The 22381-nt window shown below is 36.2% G+C and carries 22 protein-coding genes; 9 read left to right on the forward strand and 13 right to left on the reverse strand.

The window, feature by feature from the left end:
* Positions 1–288: 288 nt before the first annotated feature.
* The gene (locus ACZIX2_RS01145) at positions 289–1833 is read left to right on the forward strand and encodes an Rne/Rng family ribonuclease (RefSeq protein ID WP_463338235.1); all 1545 of its coding nucleotides are present in this window, start codon (positions 289–291) and stop codon (positions 1831–1833) included.
* Between the two features lie 71 nt (positions 1834–1904).
* Here ACZIX2_RS01145 and ACZIX2_RS01150 read toward each other — a convergent pair whose 3' ends face one another.
* Complete coding sequence (locus ACZIX2_RS01150; RefSeq protein WP_463338236.1) at positions 1905–2348, reverse strand: nucleoside deaminase; 444 nt, start codon at positions 2346–2348, stop codon at positions 1905–1907.
* A gap of 87 nt (positions 2349–2435) precedes the next feature.
* Here ACZIX2_RS01150 and ACZIX2_RS01155 point away from each other — a divergent pair, with 87 nt between their 5' ends.
* Complete coding sequence (locus tag ACZIX2_RS01155) at positions 2436–4214, forward strand: 1-deoxy-D-xylulose-5-phosphate synthase (RefSeq protein ID WP_463338237.1); 1779 nt, start codon at positions 2436–2438, stop codon at positions 4212–4214.
* Between the two features lie 25 nt (positions 4215–4239).
* Entirely contained in the window at positions 4240–5310 is a 1071-nt protein-coding gene (locus ACZIX2_RS01160; RefSeq protein WP_463338238.1) for a DUF3078 domain-containing protein, read from the forward strand.
* 175 nt (positions 5311–5485) lie between these two features.
* Here the strand turns inward: ACZIX2_RS01160 and ACZIX2_RS01165 are convergent, their stop codons facing one another.
* The 7 genes from ACZIX2_RS01165 to ACZIX2_RS01195 form a co-directional block, all read right to left on the reverse strand.
* Entirely contained in the window at positions 5486–6832 is a 1347-nt protein-coding gene (locus tag ACZIX2_RS01165) for a deoxyguanosinetriphosphate triphosphohydrolase (RefSeq protein WP_463338239.1), read from the reverse strand.
* 55 nt (positions 6833–6887) lie between these two features.
* Positions 6888–7607, reverse strand: coding sequence for an AAA family ATPase (locus ACZIX2_RS01170; RefSeq protein ID WP_463338240.1), 720 nt, complete (start codon positions 7605–7607; stop codon positions 6888–6890).
* A gap of 27 nt (positions 7608–7634) precedes the next feature.
* The gene (locus ACZIX2_RS01175) at positions 7635–7934 is read right to left on the reverse strand and encodes a type II toxin-antitoxin system RelE/ParE family toxin (RefSeq protein ID WP_463338241.1); all 300 of its coding nucleotides are present in this window, start codon (positions 7932–7934) and stop codon (positions 7635–7637) included.
* Positions 7934–8140, reverse strand: coding sequence for an addiction module protein (locus ACZIX2_RS01180; protein WP_463338242.1), 207 nt, complete (start codon positions 8138–8140; stop codon positions 7934–7936). Before ACZIX2_RS01180 ends, ACZIX2_RS01175 begins: the two co-directional genes overlap by 1 nt.
* 127 nt (positions 8141–8267) lie before the next feature.
* Positions 8268–10691 carry a ribonucleoside-diphosphate reductase subunit alpha gene (locus tag ACZIX2_RS01185; protein ID WP_463338243.1) on the reverse strand — a complete coding sequence of 808 codons (2424 nt, stop codon included), beginning with the start codon at positions 10689–10691 and terminating at the stop codon, positions 8268–8270.
* A 213-nt stretch (positions 10692–10904) separates the two neighbouring features.
* Positions 10905–11882, reverse strand: a complete 978-nt coding sequence (locus ACZIX2_RS01190; protein ID WP_463338244.1) for a ribonucleotide-diphosphate reductase subunit beta — start codon at positions 11880–11882, stop codon at positions 10905–10907.
* 266 nt (positions 11883–12148) lie between these two features.
* Positions 12149–12715, reverse strand: coding sequence for a DUF3109 family protein (locus tag ACZIX2_RS01195; protein ID WP_463338245.1), 567 nt, complete (start codon positions 12713–12715; stop codon positions 12149–12151).
* 223 nt (positions 12716–12938) lie between these two features.
* Here ACZIX2_RS01195 and ACZIX2_RS01200 point away from each other — a divergent pair, with 223 nt between their 5' ends.
* From ACZIX2_RS01200 to ACZIX2_RS01210, 3 genes are all read left to right on the forward strand, one after another.
* Positions 12939–13517, forward strand: a complete 579-nt coding sequence (locus ACZIX2_RS01200) for a MarC family protein (RefSeq protein ID WP_463338246.1) — start codon at positions 12939–12941, stop codon at positions 13515–13517.
* 98 nt (positions 13518–13615) lie between these two features.
* Complete coding sequence (locus ACZIX2_RS01205) at positions 13616–13819, forward strand: hypothetical protein (RefSeq protein WP_463338247.1); 204 nt, start codon at positions 13616–13618, stop codon at positions 13817–13819.
* Positions 13820–14425: an FAD-dependent oxidoreductase gene (locus ACZIX2_RS01210; protein WP_463338248.1), complete on the forward strand. Its 606-nt coding sequence runs from the start codon at positions 13820–13822 to the stop codon at positions 14423–14425.
* Here the strand turns inward: ACZIX2_RS01210 and ACZIX2_RS01215 are convergent.
* From ACZIX2_RS01215 to ACZIX2_RS01225, 3 genes are read right to left on the reverse strand one after another with little or no spacing between them, the layout of a single operon-like run.
* Complete coding sequence (locus ACZIX2_RS01215; RefSeq protein ID WP_463338249.1) at positions 14422–15999, reverse strand: S41 family peptidase; 1578 nt, start codon at positions 15997–15999, stop codon at positions 14422–14424. The two genes, ACZIX2_RS01210 and ACZIX2_RS01215, sit on opposite strands and share 4 nt — an antisense overlap.
* Positions 16000–16431: a deoxycytidylate deaminase gene (locus ACZIX2_RS01220; RefSeq protein ID WP_463338250.1), complete on the reverse strand. Its 432-nt coding sequence runs from the start codon at positions 16429–16431 to the stop codon at positions 16000–16002.
* Positions 16432–16433: 2 nt separating this feature from the next.
* The gene (locus ACZIX2_RS01225; RefSeq protein ID WP_463338251.1) at positions 16434–17027 is read right to left on the reverse strand and encodes a HupE/UreJ family protein; all 594 of its coding nucleotides are present in this window, start codon (positions 17025–17027) and stop codon (positions 16434–16436) included.
* Positions 17028–17269: 242 nt separating this feature from the next.
* Between ACZIX2_RS01225 and ACZIX2_RS01230 the strand changes: the two genes are divergently transcribed.
* Positions 17270–17701 carry a tellurite resistance TerB family protein gene (locus ACZIX2_RS01230; RefSeq protein WP_463338252.1) on the forward strand — a complete coding sequence of 144 codons (432 nt, stop codon included), beginning with the start codon at positions 17270–17272 and terminating at the stop codon, positions 17699–17701.
* A 215-nt stretch (positions 17702–17916) separates the two neighbouring features.
* Here ACZIX2_RS01230 and fbp read toward each other — a convergent pair whose 3' ends face one another.
* On the reverse strand, positions 17917–18930 hold the full coding sequence (gene fbp / locus ACZIX2_RS01235; RefSeq protein ID WP_463338253.1) for a class 1 fructose-bisphosphatase: 1014 nt from the start codon (positions 18928–18930) through the stop codon (positions 17917–17919).
* 166 nt (positions 18931–19096) lie between these two features.
* Between fbp and ACZIX2_RS01240 the strand changes: the two genes are divergently transcribed.
* Positions 19097–19579, forward strand: a complete 483-nt coding sequence (locus ACZIX2_RS01240) for an N-acetyltransferase family protein (RefSeq protein ID WP_463338254.1) — start codon at positions 19097–19099, stop codon at positions 19577–19579.
* Between the two features lie 41 nt (positions 19580–19620).
* The gene (locus ACZIX2_RS01245; RefSeq protein WP_463338255.1) at positions 19621–20880 is read left to right on the forward strand and encodes an aspartate kinase; all 1260 of its coding nucleotides are present in this window, start codon (positions 19621–19623) and stop codon (positions 20878–20880) included.
* A gap of 69 nt (positions 20881–20949) precedes the next feature.
* Here the strand turns inward: ACZIX2_RS01245 and ACZIX2_RS01250 are convergent, their stop codons facing one another.
* Positions 20950–22248: a TlpA family protein disulfide reductase gene (locus ACZIX2_RS01250; RefSeq protein WP_463338256.1), complete on the reverse strand. Its 1299-nt coding sequence runs from the start codon at positions 22246–22248 to the stop codon at positions 20950–20952.
* Positions 22249–22381 lie beyond the last annotated feature (133 nt).

Genomic DNA, 22381 nt, shown 5'->3' on the forward strand with positions numbered 1-22381 from the left:
TAACCGTCACAAAAAGAAAAAGTAGTTTTAAACTACTTTTTTCTTTTTAAAAGTTCATTGAAATTTGAATTTCAGACATTAGATTTTAGACTTCAGATCGCAGCTTAAACTGCATACTGCTCTCTGAATACTGCCGACTGAAAATTCATCCGGGTCAAACCTGTAAATTATTGTTTAATCCATCCTTACAATTCAGTTATGAGTTATGAGTTATGAGTTATGAGTTGTAAAACTGAAAACCGTAAACTGAAAACTGAAAACTTTAAAGTCTGGATAAAAATGTACCGCGTGAATAAAGAATTAATTATTCGTTCGAGTTCCGATGCCGTAGATTTTGCCTTATTAAAAGATGGAAAACTAATTGAATTACACAAAGAACAAGAAACCAGCAATTTTCAAGTAGGTGATATTTTTATTGCCAAAATCAGAAAACCTGTTGCAGGACTCAACGCCGCTTTTGTACATGTAGGCTATGAAAAAGACGCCTTTTTACATTATCATGATTTAGGTCCAAATCTTGCTTCTCAATTGAAATTCATAAAACTTGTAAGCGCAGGTAAAATAAAAGATTTCTCCCTAAAAAACTTTCAGTTTGAAAAAGAGATTGATAAGGACGGTATCATCACCGATGTGTTGAATGCCAACCAATCCGTTTTAGTACAAGTCGTTAAAGAACCTATCTCGACCAAAGGGCCTAGAATAAGTGCCGAACTTTCCTTGGCTGGTCGATTTATCGTACTGGTTCCTTTTTCTGATCGTGTTTCTATTTCTCAAAAAATAGAGGACAAAAAAGAAAAAGACCGACTTAAAAAACTTGTACAATCCATCAAACCAAAAGGCTTTGGCGTCATTGTACGCACCGTAGCCGAAGGCAAAAATACCGCCGAATTAGAAAAAGATTTGCAGAACCTGCTCAGCAGATGGACTGCAATGTGTAAGAAATTACCAACTGCTCATCATCCGTCAAAAGTATTGGGCGAACTCAACAGAGCTTCCTCCATTCTTAGAGACGTTTTTAATGATACCTTTAGTGGTATTCAAATAGATGATGAAGAGTTGTACCAACAAACAAAGGATTATTTGCAAGAAATTGCTCCTGCCAAACAATCAATCGTAAAGTTTTATCAATCGAAAGACACCCCCATATTCGAGAAATACAACATTGAAAGACAAATCAAAACTTCCTTTGGAAAAACAGTTTCCATGAGTAAAGGCGCATATTTGATTATCGAACATACCGAAGCTCTACACGTAATAGATGTGAACAGCGGTAACCGTTCCAACAAAGCCAGCTCTCAAGAAGATACTGCCATGGAAGTAAACATGATTGCTGCCGCCGAGATCGCAAGACAATTGCGCTTGAGAGATATGGGCGGAATCATTGTTGTCGATTTTATCGATATGGCCAATCCCGAAAATCGCAAAGTATTATTCGACTTCCTTAAAGAAGAAATGAGCGATGATAAAGCCAAACACAAGATCTTACCTCCTAGTAAATTTGGATTAGTTCAAATTACTAGACAAAGAGTAAGACCAGAAGTCAACATCAAAACACGTGAAGAAGATCCTAATAATGGAAATGGCGAAATAGAAGCACCAATTTCTATCATTGACAGAATCACTTCCGATCTTGAAAGACATCTAAAAACCCACAAGAAAGTGGTACTTAATGTACACCCGTTTGTGGCTGCTTACCTCAGTAAAGGTTTTCCATCCTTACGTTCAAAATGGTTTTTTGAGCATAAGAAATGGGTGAAAATTATACCTCGTGACGCTTACACGTATTTAGAATACCATTTCTATGATAAAAAAGGAAATGTTATTGAAGACTAAAACAAACAAAAACCGCTATTCGAAAGAGTAGCGGTTTTTTTGTGTCTTATTTTAGGGATTGAGAAACACTATTATTTCCTCTTCTCAGCAAAAAAACGCTTCATCAAATCAGCGGCTTCCTCTGCCAAAACACCACGAACTACCGTAGTTTTGGGATGCAACTGAGTGCCCAATTTTTCATAACCGCGATGCGTATCACTAGCCCCATAAACAATTTTTGAGATTTGACTCCAATACAAAGCCCCTGCGCACATTTGGCAAGGTTCTAAAGTTACATACAAAGTGCAATCTTTCAAGTATTTTCCGCCTAAGAAATTCGCGGCTGCCGTTATCGCTTGCATTTCGGCGTGGGCCGTAACATCGTGGAGCAATTCGGTCAAATTATGGGTTCTGGCAATGACTTTGTCGGCCACCACAATAACGGCTCCCACAGGAATTTCACCTTTGTCAAAAGCCATTTCAGCTTCTTGCAAAGCTTTTTTCATAAAATATTCGTCGCTGAAAGGATGTATCATAGCCGCCTAACCCGCCATGGCGGGGAATAATTAAGTGAATCGCAAAAATATAAAAAACAAAACCGTAAATTCGCTTTTTAATTATAAATGAAAACCAAATTACTCGAACATATCAATTCCCCCGTCGATTTACGCTTACTTAATGAAGCGCAACTTCCTTATTTGGCACAAGAATTACGCGATTTTATAATTAATGTAGTAGCTGTAAAAGAAGGCCACTTAGGAGCCAGTCTTGGCGTGGTCGAACTAACTATTGCGTTGCACTATGTGTTTGATACACCCAACGATTTATTGATATGGGACGTAGGCCATCAAGCCTATGGCCATAAAATTTTAACCGGTAGAAAAAACATTTTTCACACCAACCGACAATTAAATGGCATATCGGGTTTTCCAAAAAGAAGCGAAAGCGAATACGATGCTTTTGGCGTAGGCCACTCCTCTACCTCCATTTCGGCCGCATTAGGCATGGCAATTGCTTCCAACCTGAAAGGCGACACAGAAAAACAACACATCGCCGTAATTGGCGATGCTTCTATAGCCTCTGGAATGGCCTTTGAAGGGCTCAATCACGCTGGAGTGACTGATGCCAATCTATTAGTTATCTTAAATGATAACGCCATAGGTATCGATCCAAGCGTAGGCGCCCTGAAAGAATACTTAACCGCTGTTAAAGAAGGTAAAAATCATTGGCAAAACAACATGATTAAATCCTTAAATTTTGATTATTCAGGCCCTATAGATGGTCATGATCTCAAAGCCGTTATAAAAGAACTCAAACGATTAAAAAAGGTAAAAGGCCCAAAATTTTTGCATGTTATCACTACCAAAGGTAAAGGACTACAACAAGCCGAAGAAAACCAAGTACAATACCATGCTCCAGGTAAATTTGATGCCGCAACAGGCGATTTACTCCCCAAATCAGAAGGGCATTTACCACCAAAATATCAAGATGTTTTTGGTTTGACGCTTTTGGATTTAGCTCAAAAAAATGAAAAAATCATTGGTATCACCCCAGCAATGCCCTCTGGAAGTTCCTTGAAATACATGATGGAAGCGCTACCCAATCGCGCTTTTGATGTAGGCATTGCGGAACAGCATGCTGTTACATTAGCCGCAGGAATGGCTACTCAAGGTATGATTGTTTATTGCAACATTTACTCCACTTTTTTACAAAGGGCCTATGACCAAGTAATACATGATGTTGCCCTGCAAAACATACCTGTTATTTTTTGTCTAGACCGAGCGGGATTAGTTGGCGAAGATGGAGCTACCCATCATGGCGTTTTCGATATTGCGTATTTGCGTTGTATTCCAAACGTAATAATATATGCCCCCTTAAACGAAATAGCCTTACAAAACATTTTATATACCGCACAATTGGGCTTAGACCATCCAATTGCCATTCGTTATCCTAGAGGAAGAGGCGAATTTCAAGATTGGAAATCACCCTATGAAAAAATTAGTATTGGCTTAGCCAAATGTTTAAAAGAAGGGAGTTCAATTGCCATTTTATCTTGCGGAACTATTGGAAACAATGTAATCAAGGCCTTGAAAGAAACAGAAAACCAAGCAGTTTTTGCGCATTTTGATTTTGGCTTTATCAAACCCCTTGACACCAAGTGTTTGCATAATATATTTAAATCCTATAACATGGTGATTACCATTGAAGACGGAGTAATAACAGGTGGGTTTGGTTCGGCAATTTTAGAATTTGCCTCAGAAAATAGTTATCACATTCCTATAAAACGACTGGGAATTCCTGATCACTTTATTGAACAAGGTAATATCAATGAACAACAATCTATTTGCAAAATAGACGTTAAAAATTTGAAAACTTTTTTTTCAACCTTAAAAATCAATTAAATTGCGCTTACCAAAAAAACCAACAATGAAATTGTACATCATCCCCATTATTCTACTCTTTTTTCTAATCTCTTTACCTACATATTCCCAAGAAAATCCCACACCTACAGAAATTGGTACAGACTCTATTTCTATACTTACCCCTACAGTAGGACCAACGTTTCGGCCGTTTGTAATTCCGAAAAAATTACCTCCTATTAAAGCCCCGATAATCAAGAAAACATCAGTAAACACTTCAGGGATTTCCAATTGGATCAAAACCAACAAATTAGGATTTGACATAACTCAAATTGCTTTTGTAAATTGGAATGCCGGGGGAACTAGTTCCATTTCTGGCCTACTTAAAGGTAATTTTACTAGAATCTATACAAGGGAAAGATACAAATGGCAAAATGAAGTAATTTTTCGATACGGTTTGAATAAACAAGACGGTATAGAACTTCGAAAAACAGACGATGCGATTTTAATAAACTCCACATTTGGATATCGAAGAGATACCTTGACCAATTGGTACTACTCAGCCAAATACAATTTTAACACTCAATTTACTGACGGTTACGCCTATCCCAATAAAGAAGTGGCCATATCACGATTTTTTGCTCCAGCTTATGTGTTTTTGGGTCTTGGAGCGGAAAACCTTGACAAAAAGAAAAAGTACTCGTACTACATCTCTCCATTTACCATGAAGAAAACATTTGTAATGGATCAAAGATTGGCCAATCAAGGTGCTTTTGGTGTTGATCCCGCAATTTATGACTCCAATGGCAATCTGATTCGAAGAGGAAAAAAAACCAAAACAGAGCTTGGATTTTTACTTCAATCACAAATAAAAAAGGAAATCTTCAAGAACATTATTTTAGACAATCGGATCATTTTTTATTCGGATTACTTAAACAATTTTGGTAATATCGATGTGGATTGGAACATTCAATTGGAACTAATTGTCAACAAATACGTTAAAGCCAATATAGGCACACAAATAATTTACGATGATGACATCAAAACAAAAAGTGAGGAAAATGGAGTTCAAATTACCGAAGGGCCTAAAATGCAATTAAAACAAGCATTAGGAGTAGGTTTAGTATACGCTTTTTAACACTTGATAATTCGAGCAACACAAATTTTAAACCACCCATATATTCCTCCTTTAATCATAAAACAAAAAAGCCTAACGCATTATAATTCTTTACTAAAAATAATAATGCGTTAAGCTTAACCAAAACTTCCTACCCTATATTACACGGTAAAACCTCTATTTCTTTGCTAAGGAATTAACTTTTCATGTTTCCTTGCAACATTGCATAAAGCTGCAAGGCATTGCCGTCGGTTAGCATCGAGATGTAGTGACAAATATGCAATAAACGCTCGTAAAGGTTATCTTTTTCGAGATAATGTTTTTCGGGAAGCATTTTTAAAATAAGCAAATCATAGTTTGAAGCATTACCGTCCCATTTATTATTGAAAGCAGTTATAAATTTATCCAATAGAGTTTGAATGATTTGATAGCCCACCAATTCTTTTTCGATTACTTCTCTGCTTTGATAAATATTTTGCACACTAATTTTGATGATATCATCCATTTGTGCTTTGTATTTGCTCTTGTCCATTAAAGCAAAAGGAAAATTACCTTTCAAAATAGCTTCTTCATTTTCGACAAAAACGCTAACTGCATCATTAATCAAACTCCCAATAGCAAGGGCTCTTAAGTAACTAATTCGGTCCTCTTTGGTGGTCAAGGTCTTGTATTTTGACGTATCGATGCTATCTTTTACCAATTTTATCAAATATTCTAAAGCAAAATCTTCAGAGATTAACCCCAGATTGATGCCGTCTTCAAAATCAATTATGGTATAGCAAATATCATCAGCAGCTTCGACCAAATAAGCCAATGGATGACGTTCAAAACCTATATCATCATTTGATTTATTGGCAATCAGGCCCATTTCTCGAGCTACTTCCTGAAAAAATTCTTTATCCGTTTGAAAAAAGCCATATTTTTTATCGGCAATATTTCGGGTTGGTTTTTTAGGCAAACTTTCTTTGGGATATTTCATAAAGGCCCCCAAAGTAGCATACGAAAGTCGTATGCCCCCTTCCACTCCGGGACGAGAGCTATTCAGCACCGAAAAACCATTGGCGTTACCCTCAAAATCAACTAAATCTTGCCATTGTTTGGGTGTCAACAACTTTTGATATTTTTGACCTTTACCTATTGAAAAATATTCACCTATGGCTTTTTCACCTGAATGGCCAAAAGGAGGATTTCCGATATCATGTGCCAAAGAAGCCGCTGCTACTATCGCACCAAAATCATTCATCTGATAACCATGGACCTCACTTAAATAAGGATGTTTTTCAATTATTTTTTTTCCAACTAATCGCCCTAAAGAACGTCCTACCACAGAAACCTCTAGACTATGCGTTAAACGAGTATGCACAAAATCGGTTTTAGACAAAGGAATTACCTGAGTTTTGTCTTGTAAACTTCTAAATGCAGAAGAAAAGATGACACGATCATAATCTACTTCAAAACCTAATCGTGTTTCATCTTGTTCGATACGCAAACGCTTTCCTGTATCGCCTTGACGTTTTAATGATAATAATTGTTCCCAGTTCATGTTGTTTGTGAAAGATTCGTTTTCAAATATACGAATATGGATGATTCTTTATTTTTTATTCGGCTACTTCCTGCAATTGATTTAGCATAGCCTCTTGAATGACATTATTTTTGACCGATTGTATCAAATGATTTTTGGCCTCGGCAAAAGAAATATTATACAAGCGCTCCATTTTTTGAAATTGAGGCGGATACTTTTGCAACAACGTATCATAATACGTATCTAAAACGGTCGAATTGGGTGCAGTAAACTCGAGTTGCAATTCAAATCGACGCACTAAGGCCTCATCGATCATATGAATTTGATTGGTAGCCGCAATTAAAACGGAGCGACTAGGAAAACTATCTATCAACTGAATAATGGCATTCACTACTCGCTTCATCTCGGTATTGTCTTTGTTGTCATAATCCCTTATTTGTCCTAAGGAATCGAACTCGTCAAAAAACAATACGGCACTTTCGTACTGCACTTCTTTAAATAAGCCTTCGATGTTTTTTGAAGTCTCCCCTAATTTGGACGAAACAATTCTTGCCAAATTCACAATGATGAGTTTTTTGTCTAGTTTTTGAGCAATGGCTTTGGCGGTCATCGTTTTGCCACAACCCGTTTTTCCGTAAAGCAACATCTTATTGGCTACAGGCAAATCATATTGTTCGAGTACTTTTCGAAATTGATATTCTTTCAAAAATTGATTAATTTTCTCAGCAACTGCTTCGTTAAAGACCACATCTTCAAGCCGAACAGTACTTCGGTCCGTAAAATATAATACACTCAAGGGGATTAGATTATTAAAAGTTTTTACTTACAAACCAAGTCTTTTTGACCAGTTTTTTGGAGAGCGAGAGGTATGAAAAACAGCAATAACTATAACCTTATTTTCTTTGAATCTATAATGAATTCCATAAGGAAATCTAGAAATAAAACGGATTTTAATATCCTTATATTTCTTTTGGAAAGCATCGGGGTTTCTCAAGATCGCATCAATTGCAGCTTCAAGACAAAGTTCGAAATCATACGAAAGACCTGTTCTTTGTTCTTCATACCATATAACAGCATCCTCAACATCAAATAATGCTTCCTTTGTGAATTGAATCTCAGGCATTATCTAATCGTCTTCAAATGTGCTTTTACGGTCTCCCATGAATACAATTCAGATTGACCTTCTTCTAAATTTTGAAGCCGATTATCTAATTCTCTTTTTACTTCATCAGAGATTTCCAATTCTTTTTTAGAAATGCTATCCCATATTTGCTCCGCAAAAACAATTTTTTCAGCATCGCTATACTTTGATAAATTCTTGATTTTCATTATTGGCTACTTTTAACAACAAAATTAAACAAATAAATGAAAGTTTGTAATGATGGTTTTATTTAAAGATTGTTTGAAAAAGCAAAAAAAAGAGGTTGCTTTATTTCATACAACCTCTTTAATTCATTTACGACCCACACATCTCACAGTCCTCTGGACCAGCATTTCGAGCCAACTCTATCATTGCTCGATACTCTTCGGCCGTCATTTCTTGTGTTTGCACTTCAAGTGATTCTACAGCTACAGGTTTGGATTTAATCTCTGGAACAACTTCTGTTTTTTTATCATTATTCAAGGTAAATTTAATCGCATCAACAGCCGATTTTGTTCTCAAATAGTACATTCCTGTTTTCAATCCAGATTGCCAAGCATAGAAATGCATAGAAGTCAATTTGGAGTAATTAGCATCCTGCATAAACAAATTCAACGACTGAGATTGATCGATGAAATATCCTCGTTGGCGGGACATGTCAATAATATCTCGCATTGACATTTCCCATACCGTTTTATACAAATCTTTCAAATCTTGAGGGATAGCGGCAATATTTTGAACAGAACCATTTTGTCTCATGATTTCTTGTTTCAATTCTTCATTCCACAACCCGCGTTCTACTAAATCGTGCAACAAATGCTTGTTTACCACAATAAACTCTCCAGAAAGCACACGACGAGTGTAGATATTTGAAGTATAAGGTTCAAATGCTTCATTATTTCCCAATATTTGAGACGTAGAAGCGGTTGGCATAGGTGCTACCAATAAGGAGTTACGTACACCATTGGCCATTACTTCTTTTCTCAAAGCAGCCCAATCCCATCTTCCTGACAATTCTTCGTCTTTCAAACCCCAAAGATTGTGTTGAAACTCCCCTTGAGAAATTGGCGATCCTGCAAAAGTAGAATACGGACCTTCCTCTTTAGCCATTTCCATAGATGCCGTAACAGCCGCGAAATAAAGGGTTTCAAAAATTTCTTGGTTCAATTTCTTCGCTTCATCACTGGTAAAAGGCATGCGTAGCAAAATAAAAGCATCGGCTAATCCTTGCACGCCCAATCCAACTGGACGGTGACGCATGTTGGAGTTCTCCGCTTCTTTTACGGGGTAGTAATTTCTGTCGATTACTTTGTTCAAGTTTCGAGTCACACGTTTTGTAACTTTAAATAACAGCTCGTGATTGAATGCTCCATTTTCTACAAACATTGGCAACGAAATAGAGGCTAAGTTACACACCGCAATCTCATCTTTTGAAGTGTACTCCATAATTTCGGTACACAAGTTAGACGAGCGAATAGTTCCTAAATTCTTTTGATTCGATTTGCGGTTAGCGGCGTCTTTGTATAGCATATAAGGCGTTCCCGTCTCAATTTGTGATTCTAGAATTTTCTCCCATAATTCTCTTGCTTTGATCGTTTTTCTTCCTTTTCCTTTGCTTTCGTATTCCGTATAAAGCGCTTCGAATTCTTCGCCATACACGTCATACAGACCAGGACATTCGTTTGGACACATCAACGTCCAATGTGCGTCTTCTTGTACTCGTTTCATGAATAAATCCGAAGTCCACATAGCGTAAAATAGGTCTCTAGCACGCATTTCTTCTTTTCCGGTATTCTTTTTCAGATCTAAGAATTCGAAAATATCAGCATGCCAAGTTTCTACATAAACTGCAAAACTTCCTTTACGTTTTCCACCGCCTTGATCTACATAACGAGCCGTATCGTTGAATACACGCAACATCGGAACAATTCCATTTGAAGTACCATTTGTCCCACGAATGTATGAGCCTGTTGCTCTCACGTTATGAATAGATAGACCAATTCCTCCAGCGGATTGCGAAATTTTGGCCGTTTGTTTCAAGGTGTCATAAATCCCATCAATACTATCTTCTTGCATGGCTAATAAGAAGCATGATGACATTTGAGGCTTAGGTGTTCCGGCATTGAACAAAGTTGGTGTAGCATGTGTAAAGAACTTTTTAGACATTAAATCGTATGTTTCAATTACTGCTTCAAGGTCATCAAGGTGAATCCCAACCGCTACACGCATCAACATATGTTGAGGGCGTTCTACAATTTTGCCATTAATTTTTAACAAATACGAACGTTCTAAGGTTTTAAAACCAAAATAGTCATAATTAAAATCACGGTTATAAATTATATGTGAATTTAAGAATTCTGCATTTTCCATGATAACTTTATGTACTTCATCAGAAAGCAAGGGTGCTTTTTGACCGTTTCTTGGATTCACATAATGATACATTTCGTTCATAGTTTCAGAGAACGATTTGTTGGTATTTTTATGCAAATTAGAAATAGCAATACGTGCAGCCAATTGTGCGTAATCTGGGTGCGCTATGGTCATAGAAGCAGCAGTTTCGGCCGCTAAATTGTCCAATTCAGAAGTGGATACTCCATCATACAAACCTTCGATTACTCGCATAGCTACTTTTACAGCATCTACCAAATCATTCAAACCATAGCATAGTTTTTTAATTCTATCTGTGATTTTGTCGAACATTACCGGCTCTTTATGGCCATCTCTTTTTACTACGTACATAAGTTTTGGTTTTAAAAAAACAGCAAATCCCTTTGCTATTTCAGGGTATTTGTAATAATTGAATTGGGAAACTAATCCCTAAGAATCTATTGTTTAGTTAGAAGCCAATACTGCCTTATCACCATAAAAAACCATGCCTAATAAAAAGACAAAATTTTATAGGTAATAAAAAGAACTACTTACTTCTAGTTACTAAGGATACTACTTAACTTTTTAAAAATCAGCGTCGAATGAAATCTTCTGCGCGTCACTGTCGGTGTTCATTACGCCCGCTTTCTGATATTCTGCTACTTTTTTCTCAAAGAAGTTGGTTTTTCCTTGCAATGAAATCATATCCATGAAATCAAAAGGATTTGTGGTATTGTATTCTCTTTCGCAACCTAACTCAACCAACAAACGGTCGGTTACGAATTCTAAATATTGTGTCATTAATCCTGCATTCATTCCAATCAAACTTACTGGAAGTGATTCAGTGATAAACTCTCTTTCAATATTTAAAGCATCTACTAAAATTTCTCTAATACGCTCTTTCGATACTTTATTAATTAAATGATGATTATGCAAATGCACTGCAAAATCACAGTGTACGCCTTCGTCACGAGAAATCAACTCGTTAGAGAACGTCAATCCTGGCATAAGGCCACGTTTTTTTAACCAAAAAATAGAACAAAAACTACCTGAAAAGAAAATCCCTTCAACCGCTGCAAAAGCAATCAATCGCTCGGCAAACGAATCGGATTTGATCCATCTCAAAGCCCAATCTGCTTTTTTCTTGATGGCAGGGAACACTTCAATTGCAGTAAATAACTCATTTTTCTCTACTTCATCTTTTACATAGGTATCAATTAATAAAGAATACGTTTCGCTATGAATGTTTTCCATCATGATTTGAAACCCATAAAAGAATTTAGCCTCTGGATACTGTACTTCGTTTACAAAGTTTTCAGCTAAATTTTCATTTACGATTCCGTCAGAAGCCGCAAAAAAGGCCAAAATATGTTTGATAAAGTATTGCTCATCGGAATTCAGCTTATTGTTCCAATCGTTCAAATCTTGAGACAAGTCAATTTCTTCGGCTGTCCAAAAACTGGCTTCCATTTTCTTGTACCATTCCCAAATATCATGGTGCTTAATCGGAAAAATTACGAATCGGTTTTTGTTTTCTAGTAAAATTGGTTCTAACTGAGACATTTGCGCTGTTGCTTTTTTTTGTATTATTAACGTGTTCTGTTTTGTATTTGTGGACTACAAAGATTATGAAATATTGCGTGTTTTAAAAGCCAAACTTATTCACAATTCCCTTTAGTTTTTAACAAAACCAAAAGGAATTGAACTCGAAAACAACATTTTGTAATTTGTTGTTTTTCAGTGCTTTAAAAATTTGTAAAATCACAAAACCCTTGAAAATGTTGAGATATAAGGCTTCGAAATGCGATTCCAAAAATCGCAAAAAGGAATTATTTTTTTAGCTCCTTGGCAACGCGTTCGAGCTCCATATACCAATCTTCTCCAAACCTTCTTATTAATGCTTCTTTGACAAATTGATATACGGGGACTTCCAACTCTTTTCCAAGAGAGCAAGCCGGATCACAAATATCCCATTGGTCATAGTTTACTGCTGCAAAATCACTAAAATCTTTTACTCGTATGGGATACAAATGGCAAGAGACAGGTTTTTTCCAATCGATTATACCTTGGTTATAGGCCTGTTCTATACCACAAAGTGCAGTTGCACCATCAAAAATTACGTAAGCGCAATCTTTATTATCAATTAAAGGTGTTTCAAGTTCGCCATCCGTCCCTTTTACCCAAGCCCCTTGTTCCTCGATTACAGCGATTCCTTCGGGTCGCAAAAAAGGTTGTACTTTGGGATAGATCGATTCTAAAATTTCTGTTTCGGCTTGACTTAAAGGCGCACCGGCATCACCATCGATACAACAAGCCCCCTTACAAGCGGTCAAATTACACACAAATTCTTTTTCGAGTATATCTTCGGATACGATGGTTTTGCCTAATTGAAACATGAGTACAATCTTTTTTTATTATGGCAAAGGTACAAAAAGCGGAAGCTGAATCGGTTTTTTGATCCCTCTTTAACTATAATAAATACAAATATTGCCACCTTAACTTGCAATGCTACTGGCTTTGAGGAAGTAATACTTTTACATAAAAACAGAGAAAACACAAAAAAAATTCACAGTCAATGATATACTGTATTGAATGTTATACCTTTGCCAAAAAAAAATTATGTTCGATTTTGATTTGAGAGAAATTGCTACAGTTGGAATGGTTTTATTTGCCGTTATTGACATTATAGGTTCAATTCCAATTATTATTAATTTGAGAGCGAAACATGGTCATATAGAATCCGAAAAAGCTTCATTGGTGGCAGGTATGATAATGATTGTGTTTTTATTTGTTGGAAACGAATTGCTTTCTTTAATTGGAATTGATGTAAATTCTTTTGCAGTTGCCGGATCCTTTGTTCTCTTTTTCTTAGCTCTGGAAATGATTTTAGGCATTCATTTGTATCGAGACGAAGAAGCAAAAACTGCTTCTATTGTACCTATAGCTTTTCCCTTAATTGCTGGCGCAGGTACAATGACTACCTTGCTTTCTTTACGCTCACAGTTTCACACCATCAATATTGTAATTGGCATAATTTTAAATATTATTTTAGTTTATATTGTGCTGAAATCTTCGGGAAAAATTGAAAGAATGCTAGGAAAAACTGGTCTTGGCGTTATCCGTAAAACCTTTGGTGTAGTACTTTTAGCAATTGCTGTTAAATTATTTGCTGCTAATGTTAAAGGTTTGTTTGTCTAAAATAAATTTTTATACTTTTACTTCAATAATAGTTTTAACAATCTCGCTGATAGAAGCGTTAAAAAACTTCTGATTATTAAAACGTTAAATAAAAAAACATGAAGATCTTTACTACTATTTTAATTTTCTTGGCTATTGCTTTAATCATTTTCAACATTACTTTATTGGATTTTTCAGAACCTTTCAAAGGAAATAGTGCTGTAGCCTTAATTGGTGTAGCGGCTTCACTTTGTGCTGTTCTAATACTAATCATTTTTAGAGTATCGAAAAAAATTGAAGAAAAAGTAAACGAAAACCAATAAATGTTTGATGTTTTAATAATTGGCGGTGGTGTTGCCGGAATGTCTTGTGCTTTAATTCTGGGATCAGCTCGATCAAAGTCTTTTGTATCTGATAAACGCATAGGAATCCTCACCCATCAAAAAACATCTGCTCTTCAAGAAGCGAAGTTTCATAATGCTTACGGAGTACCTTCTGGTACTTTGGGTAGTGATTTGTTGGTGCAAAGTGTAGAACATTTAACGCACACTTATCCTCATATCGAACAAATTCCCGACGAAAAAGTCCTTAAAATTGAAGGAACATATCCTGAATTTTTAGTCATTACCAACAAAAAAACGTATCAAACAAAAAGTGTAGTCGTGGCTATTGGCTCGTCAAATACTTTTGCAATAGAAGGATTATTAGATTTTGTAGAACCTCACAAAAAATCTGTAGTCGAAAAACAACGCATTCAATTGCGCAATCAAGACCATAAAGTCACTCAGGGTATCTTTGTTGCTGGAACACTTGCGGGTTGGCCAAGTCAATTAGCTATTGCCGCTGGAAGTGGTGCTGCCGTGGCCACAGATATATTAACTGCATGGAATAATGGCATTCCGACCCACTCACATGACAGTATTCGCTAAGGGGTCACTTTAGACAAAACCTTTGCCACCATAGTATCGTTTTGTAAAATTATTTTATAGAAATATTCATCCCCAAACAATTGTCTGGCAAATTCAGCTTGAATAAACTGCATAATTGGCGTTTTACTTTTTTGGATGGGCAAGGCGACTCCATTATGTATCAAATATTTTTCAAACCGTTGAAAATATTCTTTCGCATTAAATCTTGATTGAAATTGGGCAAAAGTCAATCCCTGGAATAAATTTCGATTATCATCCAACATCTCAAAAACAAAATGGCCAATCATACCAGATTGCTCAATGATTTGGGCATGCTCTTCACCATTGTTTTCATTTATTGGCACAAAAACATCGGGCACTATACCTCCTCCTCCATAAACTATTTTTCCTTTTTTAGTTCTAAACTGTAAAGAATCGGCAATTTTGATACTGTCCTTAGAATACAACTCGCCATTTAGAAACCGCTGGTTGGCCTCGTTAAAATAAGCCGTATTCCCTTTGAGGTATGGTTTTTGAATCGACCTACCCGATGGTGTAAAATATCTTGCAACCGTCAGCCGAACAGCCGATCCGTCCTTGAAATTCATCTCTCGCTGTACTAACCCTTTCCCAAAAGAACGCCTTCCAACAATTACCCCTCGGTCGTTATCTTGTATCGCCCCTGCAATAATTTCACTGGCAGATGCAGAATTTTCGTTAATTAAAACAAACACTCTACCGCTTTCAAAATTGCCTTGCGAAGTAGCGAACGTCTTTTCAACGAGTCCTTTTTTGTTCTTAGTAAAAACGATTAATTCCTTGTTTTTCAAAAAATGATCAGCTACAGCAATCGCCTCTTCCATATAACCTCCACCATTATCTCTAAGATCTACAATTAAGGTTTTCAATCCTTTCTTTTGTAAATCAGACAAGCCCGTATTGAACTCTTTTAAAGTAGACTCTGCAAATCGATTCAACTTAATATACCCTATAGAAGGTTCCAACATCAAAGCAACATCTACACTTTTTATAGGTATCACCTCCCGCTGAATCGTAAAACGGAGGGTTTGCTTGGTTTTTTTGCGATATACTGTGATTTGCACTTTTGATCCAACAGCTCCTTTTAATTTTAAAAAAAGACTATCCGAAGCCAGTTTTCGACCAAATAACTGGTCTTTTCCTGCATACAAAATCCGATCTCCCGCTTTTACCCCTGCTTTCTCTGCAGGACCATTGGGCACGGGTTTAATTACTGCAATTGAATCTCTGTACCGATAAAAATTGATCCCTATACCCACGAAATCACCTTTCATGGTTTGGGCAATTTGTGCTTGTTCGCTAGCCGGAACATAAACCGAATGCGGGTCTAATTTGGCCAAAATAGCATCAACGGTTTGATTCACAATAGAATCGGTATCGACCTTATCTACATATTCGTTATTGATAAAATCGATTAAAGCATTCAGTTTTGATTTTGAAGCATTGCCAGCCACAGCACTAGCAGGATTTGAGTATCCTAATCCTCTACCCAAAACTACCCCAAGCGCCAAAGCAACACTAATAACAAGTGGAATATAATATTTTTCGACTTTCATTTAATCATCTAATGAAGCAATGTGAATAACCTCAACACCCGCTTTAATCAAAAAATCCAACCCTGAATTGTCTCTATACCCATTATGATACACTACTCTTTTGATACCCGATTGATGAATTAACTTACTACATTCTTTGCATGGTGACAAGGTAATGTACAAAGTAGCACCTTCGCAGGATTGTGTAGAGCGGGCAACTTTCAAAATAGCATTAGCCTCGGCATGCAACACATCCCAACGGGTTAGCCCTTCTTCGTCTTCGCAACAATTTTCAAACCCAGAAGGAGTACCATTGTAACCATCCGAAATAATCATTCGGTCTTTTACAATGATGGCTCCTACTTGTTTGCGTTTGCAATACGAAAGCAAACTCCACTCTCTTGCAATGCGCAAGTAAGCTTTGTCGTATTTATTCAATTTAATTTCATTCATATTTATCGTAACCAAAATTCACTTTCTACAATTAAGGGAAGCACTACACCAATAATAAAAGAAGACATCACCAAGGCCCAATCTCTTCTAGAAAATCGAAATAGGGTTTGTACTATGTAAGACAAAATCAAGACTACAAAAACAACGGCAATTTGCGCAGCTTCTATTCCCAATGCAAATTCCGTTAAAGGTAATACTTTTGATTGGGCTGAGCCCCCTAAAATGGTTTTGAAATAATTAGAAAATCCTAAACCGTGAATGATTCCAAAAAACAAAGTAATAAAAAACACCAGATTAATTGACTCTTTTTTATTGGATTTCCCAGCAGTAAACAAATTAAACAAAGCGGTAATTAAAATGGTAATGGGAATCAACATCTCGACCACACTTACTTTGATGGCAATAATTCCGAAGACCGAAAGAAACAAAGCCATAGTGTGCCCAATGGTAAAAAGTGACACTAAAAGAAAAAGACGCTTCCAATCGGCAAAAGAATACGGGATTGCTAAGGCGATTAAAAATAAAACATGATCATAGGCATGTATGTCTAAAACGTGACGTAAACCGATTTGAAAATAAATCCAAAATTCTGACATAGGTATTAAAATATTTTTTGATTAAGGGTTTGTAAACTTACAATTATTTTTGAAAATGACTAGCCCGAAATAAAGTGAGACCTAAGCCTTGATGCCAAAGCTCTCCCGGACTCCCGTAATGATCAGCATCTGATATCGACAATAAACAAATCGTGTTCAAATCAATAGCACATTATTTCATCCTCTTATTCTTATTTTTTATTTTTTTTTGTACCTTTAATACAACCCTTAAAACTATGATTATGTCTATTTCTGATTTATTTGATAACGAGTTTAAACAACGTAACAAAGGTCATTTTTCTGCTATTGTTCGAGTGGCATTGGCCGATGGGAACGCTTCCAATGAAGAACAAGCTTTTTTAGACAAATTAGCTGCTCGATTAGAAATTTCTAAGGAAGAGTACAAAGAAATCCTAAAAAACCCATTGAAATACGACATAAACCCGCCTTATTTGTATATTGAACGCTTGGAACGACTTTATGATTTGGGGCGTATGGTGCACGTCGATCATCAATTGGGAGACAAACAAGAAAAATTATTGGAGCGGTTTGGTCTAGCTCTTGGTTTTACCCCTGGTAACGTTAATTATATTGTACACAAAGCGCTGGCGCTTTTGGATAAAAAAGTTGACGTTGACACCTTTATTTATGAAATGAAAAACATGAATAAATAGTCCTGAGTACTTAACTATTAGTAAGCACTAAGAAACTGTCAAAAACAAAAAACCGGTACCTTTTACAGCTGCCGGTTTTTTTATGTTCACAAAGAAGCGCATTGTTGCTCTTTTAGCCCTGATCGCAGCGACATCCTTTACTGCCGGGGTTCGGCAGTAAAGATATAGCGGAGAGCAGGAACCCTTGTTTGTTGAAAATTCCAGATGTTTCGCTCCTAATTATTGATGGCTTTTGCCATGAATTCTTCGGCTTTTTCGACCATATTGTAGCTACCACAAAAGAAAGGCACGCGTTGGTGCAACTCAGTGGGTTGAATTTCGAGAATACGTCCAAAACCATCCGACGCTTTGCCTCCGGCTTGCTCAGCTAAGAAAGCCATGGGATTGCATTCGTAGAGCAAACGCAATTTCCCTTTGGGTGCTTTGGAACTGGTGGGATACAGATAAATACCGCCTTTAATCATGTTGCGATGAAAATCGGACACCAAACTTCCGATGTAGCGCGACGTGTACGGACGATCGCCTTCTTCTAGCTGACAATATTTGATATAATCTTTCACTCCTTGTGGAAAATGGACATAATTGCCTTCGTTAATGGAGTAAATAGTACCGTTTTGTGGATACTTCATGTTGGGATGCGATAGATAGAAAGTCCCTATAGCAGGATTCAAAGTAAAACCGTTTACACCATGACCAGTGGTATAGACTAGCATAGTCGAAGTACCATAGATTACATAGCCTGCCGCTACTTGATTGATTCCGGGTTGCAAGAAATCCTCCATAGTTACTGGAGTACCAATCGGTGTTACACGACGATAAACAGAGAAAATGGTTCCCACTGATACATTCACATCAATATTGGAAGAACCATCTAATGGATCCATCAAGAGTACGTACTTGTTGTTATGACTTCGATCCGAACCTTCTACGGTGATGAAATCATCACTTTCTTCTGAGGCAATTCCGCACACAATTTCTCTGTTAATGAGTGTTTGTATGAAAATTTCATTGGCATAAACATCAAGTTTTTGTTGGTCTTCGCCTTGAATGTTTTGCTCGCCGGCGGCCCCTACTATGTCAACTAAACCGGCTTTGTTTACCTTATAGTTGACTACTTTGGCTGCTAAACGAATGGAGTTAATAATCCGGGACAATTCTCCCGAAGAATACTGAAATTGGTTTTGTTTTTCGATGATAAATTCACCTAGTGTTTTGTTACGTGCTTCCATTACGAAATCGTTGTAGTTAGTTTAAGTCACAAATATCGTTTTTTTTGTGAAAATGAATTGATAATTATAGAGTTAGTTTTTCTCTATTGTATATTTGTGCACGAAACAACCTAAAAGCCCAGTATTTATTGTTATTTTTAGGGGTATCAATTTTAAAAAAAACAAGATGATTATACGTAAAGGGGTACCCTCCGACATGAAAGGGGTTTTGGCACTTATCAAGGAATTGGCCGTTTTTGAAAAAGAACCTGATGCGGTAGTTATTACCGAAGAAGATTTATTACGAGATGGATTTGGAGAACATCCATTATTTCAAGTATTTGTGGCAGAAAAAGACCAAGAAATTGCTGGTATCGCTTTGTATTATTATCGTTATTCCACTTGGAAAGGCAAAACTATTCACCTTGAAGACTTAGTGATAAAAGAGAATATGAGAGGAACTGGTATTGGAAAAGCACTGTATACCGCGATTATTCAACAAGGAAAAACCGAAGGAGTACGACGAATTGAGTGGAATGTGTTGAATTGGAACACCCCAGCCATTACCTTTTATGAAAACTCAGGCGCGAAAGTTTTAGACGATTGGAGAGTTGCACAAATGGATGAAAATGCCATTAATGCTTATTTAGAAAAATTACATAACCTTTAAAAATAGGAACTTATCGCCTATTTTATCTATTAGATTGAAACATGAAAGTATTTAAATTTGGAGGAGCATCCGTTAAAGATGCTGATGGAGTAAAAAACGTATACCACGTATTACAAACTGTGGGACATGAAGAAGTTGTATTGGTAGTTTCGGCCATGGGAAAAACTACAAACGCTTTAGAACTAGTGATCAAGCATTATTTTGAAAAATCTCCAGAACTAAATGCTTCGGTACAAGAAGTGAAAAAATACCACAATCAAATTGTATTAGATTTATTCGAAGACACCAATCATCCCGTTTTTAGTGCCGTAAATTTACTTTTCGCTGAACTCGAATACTTTTTATCTCACAATAAATCGCCCAATTACAACTTTGTGTATGATCAAGTGGTAAGTTTTGGAGAATTAATCTCTTCTACAATACTGACTTATTTCATGAATTTCATGAATATCGAGACTCAATGGGTGGATGTACGAAATTTAATAAAAACTAATGCCAATTATCGTGATGCCGAAGTAGATTGGGAACAAACCAAGAAAAACATAACCGCTACTATTCATACCAAAACTTTGAATATCACTCAAGGATTCTTAGGATCGGATGAAAATAACTTTACGACCACTTTAGGAAGAGAGGGATCGGATTACACTGCCGCTATTTTTGCGTACTGCTTGAATGCCGAAAGCGTAACCATCTGGAAAGACGTTCCCGGAGTAATGAATGCCGACCCAAGGTATTTTGAAAATGCAAGTTTGTTGAATCAGATTTCGTATCGTGAGGCTATTGAACTAGCTTTTTACGGCGCCACGGTAATTCACCCCAAAACCTTACAGCCTCTGCAAAAAAAGGAAATTCCATTGTACGTCAAATCCTTTATAAATCCTCTTTTAAAAGGAACTTCTGTATCTAAAGGCGCCGATTTAGATCCGCAATTGCCTTGCTTTATCGTAAAGCGCAACCAATTGATGATTTCACTTTCGTCTATTGATTTTTCATTTATTATGGAGGAAAACATTAGTGAAATTTTTGCCTTATTCCATAAGTACAAAATCAAAGTGAACTTGATTCAAAACTCGGCAATTAGTTTCTCGGTTTGCGTAGAAGATAAATTTGGCAATTTCGGAGAATTGAATGCTAAACTTTCTAAAAAGTTTAAAGTAGAGTTTAACGAAGATGTGACTTTGTACACTATTCGTCATTTTAACGACCAAGCCGCTAAACTGGTTGAAGAAAATAAGCAAGTCCTGCTCAAACAAGTGAGTCGTGAAACGATGCAAATCATCACCAAAGAGACTTTATAAAAACAAGAAAGACCATTTTAAAGCAAATTTAAAATGGTCTTTTTTTATTGAAAAACATCATTTGATGGATTACAAATGACGTTGTAATAACTTTTCAATGTAAAGACTTGAAGGTCTAGGGGCGTCTTTGTCAAGTATTTTACCATCTTTTCCAAACAAAACATAACGAGGTATCGAATAAATCTTAATCTCTTTCATTAATTGGTCTTCTTCTGATTTTGTTAGCAAAAAACTATTGTCTTTATTTAAAATTTTGGGATACTGAAGCATTGCTTTTTCCCAAGCTGCTGCACTTTGGTCGATGGATACAAAAACAAAAGCTATAGTAGGAAACTTATCCATCAAAGCTTTTTCGGCAGGGAATTCTGCTCTGCACGGTTTACACCACGATGCCCAAAAATCGACCAAAACCAATTGCCCTTTGTACTTATCAATTTTACTTTGCAACACAAATGGAAGGTTCTTAGGTTGTAAATCTAAATTGATAGCATCAAGATATTCTTGGTCTTTACAATGTTTTCTAAATAAATCAATAGAGGGTTGATCTACTTTAGTTATCGATTTTGGATCATTTAAGGCAAAATTCAAATCCTCAAACAAGAAATAATTTATGACTTTTTGATTTTGAAAAGTGGTTGTAACAAATGTTAGTTCTTTCAATAAGGTAGGTGTCTTGCCTGCTTTTGCCAAAGACTTTTCAATGTATCTTCGTACCAAGGCTCGATATTCATCCACTACAAAAAGAGAATCTGCTCCTTTAAAACTTTCTTCTATTGCAGAAATAGTTGCCGGAGCAACAGTTGCTTCTTCAAGTTCATTTGTTTTTATCAAAGACCAATACATTATTTTAAAATACGAATAAAATTCTTTAGAAACTTTTCCTGATTTAAAATTACTTTCTAAGAATCCTTGTTCTTTTTGATACGTAGGATCAAAATATTTAGGTTCTTTCATCAAGGAGCGTATTTTTTTTCTTTCATTGTATGTTAAAATACTTTCTGCTTGGCCATATTTTTCAAAACTCTCATTAACATATTGGGATTCGGTAGCACGATATTTATTAGTCTTACAAGAATATTCGATTAACCCTTTTTTATTGAAATCAAATTCTATCACTTCATTAGGCAAAGCAAAAATGGGTATTGCCTTTTTATAATGCGTACATTTAATTACTGAAGGCTGATTGAGCTTAAAAACCAATTCTCGTTCTCCAGGACTGAATGCTCTGGGACCAATCCAAAATTTTTCGGAGTGACCAATAAATGAAATACCATCATCATTATCGCCAATGAATTTTAAAACGATGTTTTGAGAAAAACAAAGGGAAGTAAGAAACAACAAGCAGAGCGTAATTTTGAATACTTTCATAAATATAGGTTTAGCGGATTTATTTTTAAACGTAATTTACTACAAAATATTACAAATAGTATCATGATGCTAAGAATAGTATTAACACTCATAAACTTCAATAATGAAGTTAAACAACAATCTGAGATCTTAA

It is taken from the genome of Flavobacterium riviphilum (assembly GCF_055231795.1).

Excerpts from the sequence above, each read along its gene's own strand:
- ACZIX2_RS01220 (WP_463338250.1), bottom strand. The coding sequence starts at position 16,431 with ATGAATGAAATTAAATTGAATAAATACGACAAAGCTTACTTGCGCATT.
- fbp (WP_463338253.1), bottom strand. The coding sequence starts at position 18,930 with ATGGAAGCACGTAACAAAACACTAGGTGAATTTATCATCGAAAAACAA.
- ACZIX2_RS01165 (WP_463338239.1), bottom strand. The coding sequence starts at position 6,832 with ATGAACTGGGAACAATTATTATCATTAAAACGTCAAGGCGATACAGGA.
- ACZIX2_RS01160 (WP_463338238.1), top strand. The coding sequence starts at position 4,240 with ATGAAATTGTACATCATCCCCATTATTCTACTCTTTTTTCTAATCTCT.
- ACZIX2_RS01155 (WP_463338237.1), top strand. The coding sequence starts at position 2,436 with ATGAAAACCAAATTACTCGAACATATCAATTCCCCCGTCGATTTACGC.
- ACZIX2_RS01195 (WP_463338245.1), bottom strand. The coding sequence starts at position 12,715 with ATGTTTCAATTAGGCAAAACCATCGTATCCGAAGATATACTCGAAAAA.
- ACZIX2_RS01245 (WP_463338255.1), top strand. The coding sequence starts at position 19,621 with ATGAAAGTATTTAAATTTGGAGGAGCATCCGTTAAAGATGCTGATGGA.
- ACZIX2_RS01150 (WP_463338236.1), bottom strand. The coding sequence starts at position 2,348 with ATGATACATCCTTTCAGCGACGAATATTTTATGAAAAAAGCTTTGCAA.
- ACZIX2_RS01250 (WP_463338256.1), bottom strand. The coding sequence starts at position 22,248 with ATGAAAGTATTCAAAATTACGCTCTGCTTGTTGTTTCTTACTTCCCTT.
- ACZIX2_RS01215 (WP_463338249.1), bottom strand. The coding sequence starts at position 15,999 with ATGAAAGTCGAAAAATATTATATTCCACTTGTTATTAGTGTTGCTTTG.
- ACZIX2_RS01200 (WP_463338246.1), top strand. The coding sequence starts at position 12,939 with ATGTTCGATTTTGATTTGAGAGAAATTGCTACAGTTGGAATGGTTTTA.
- ACZIX2_RS01240 (WP_463338254.1), top strand. The coding sequence starts at position 19,097 with ATGATTATACGTAAAGGGGTACCCTCCGACATGAAAGGGGTTTTGGCA.
- ACZIX2_RS01205 (WP_463338247.1), top strand. The coding sequence starts at position 13,616 with ATGAAGATCTTTACTACTATTTTAATTTTCTTGGCTATTGCTTTAATC.
- ACZIX2_RS01175 (WP_463338241.1), bottom strand. The coding sequence starts at position 7,934 with ATGCCTGAGATTCAATTCACAAAGGAAGCATTATTTGATGTTGAGGAT.
- ACZIX2_RS01190 (WP_463338244.1), bottom strand. The coding sequence starts at position 11,882 with ATGTCTCAGTTAGAACCAATTTTACTAGAAAACAAAAACCGATTCGTA.
- ACZIX2_RS01210 (WP_463338248.1), top strand. The coding sequence starts at position 13,820 with ATGTTTGATGTTTTAATAATTGGCGGTGGTGTTGCCGGAATGTCTTGT.
- ACZIX2_RS01225 (WP_463338251.1), bottom strand. The coding sequence starts at position 17,027 with ATGTCAGAATTTTGGATTTATTTTCAAATCGGTTTACGTCACGTTTTA.
- ACZIX2_RS01230 (WP_463338252.1), top strand. The coding sequence starts at position 17,270 with ATGTCTATTTCTGATTTATTTGATAACGAGTTTAAACAACGTAACAAA.
- ACZIX2_RS01185 (WP_463338243.1), bottom strand. The coding sequence starts at position 10,691 with ATGTACGTAGTAAAAAGAGATGGCCATAAAGAGCCGGTAATGTTCGAC.
- ACZIX2_RS01180 (WP_463338242.1), bottom strand. The coding sequence starts at position 8,140 with ATGAAAATCAAGAATTTATCAAAGTATAGCGATGCTGAAAAAATTGTT.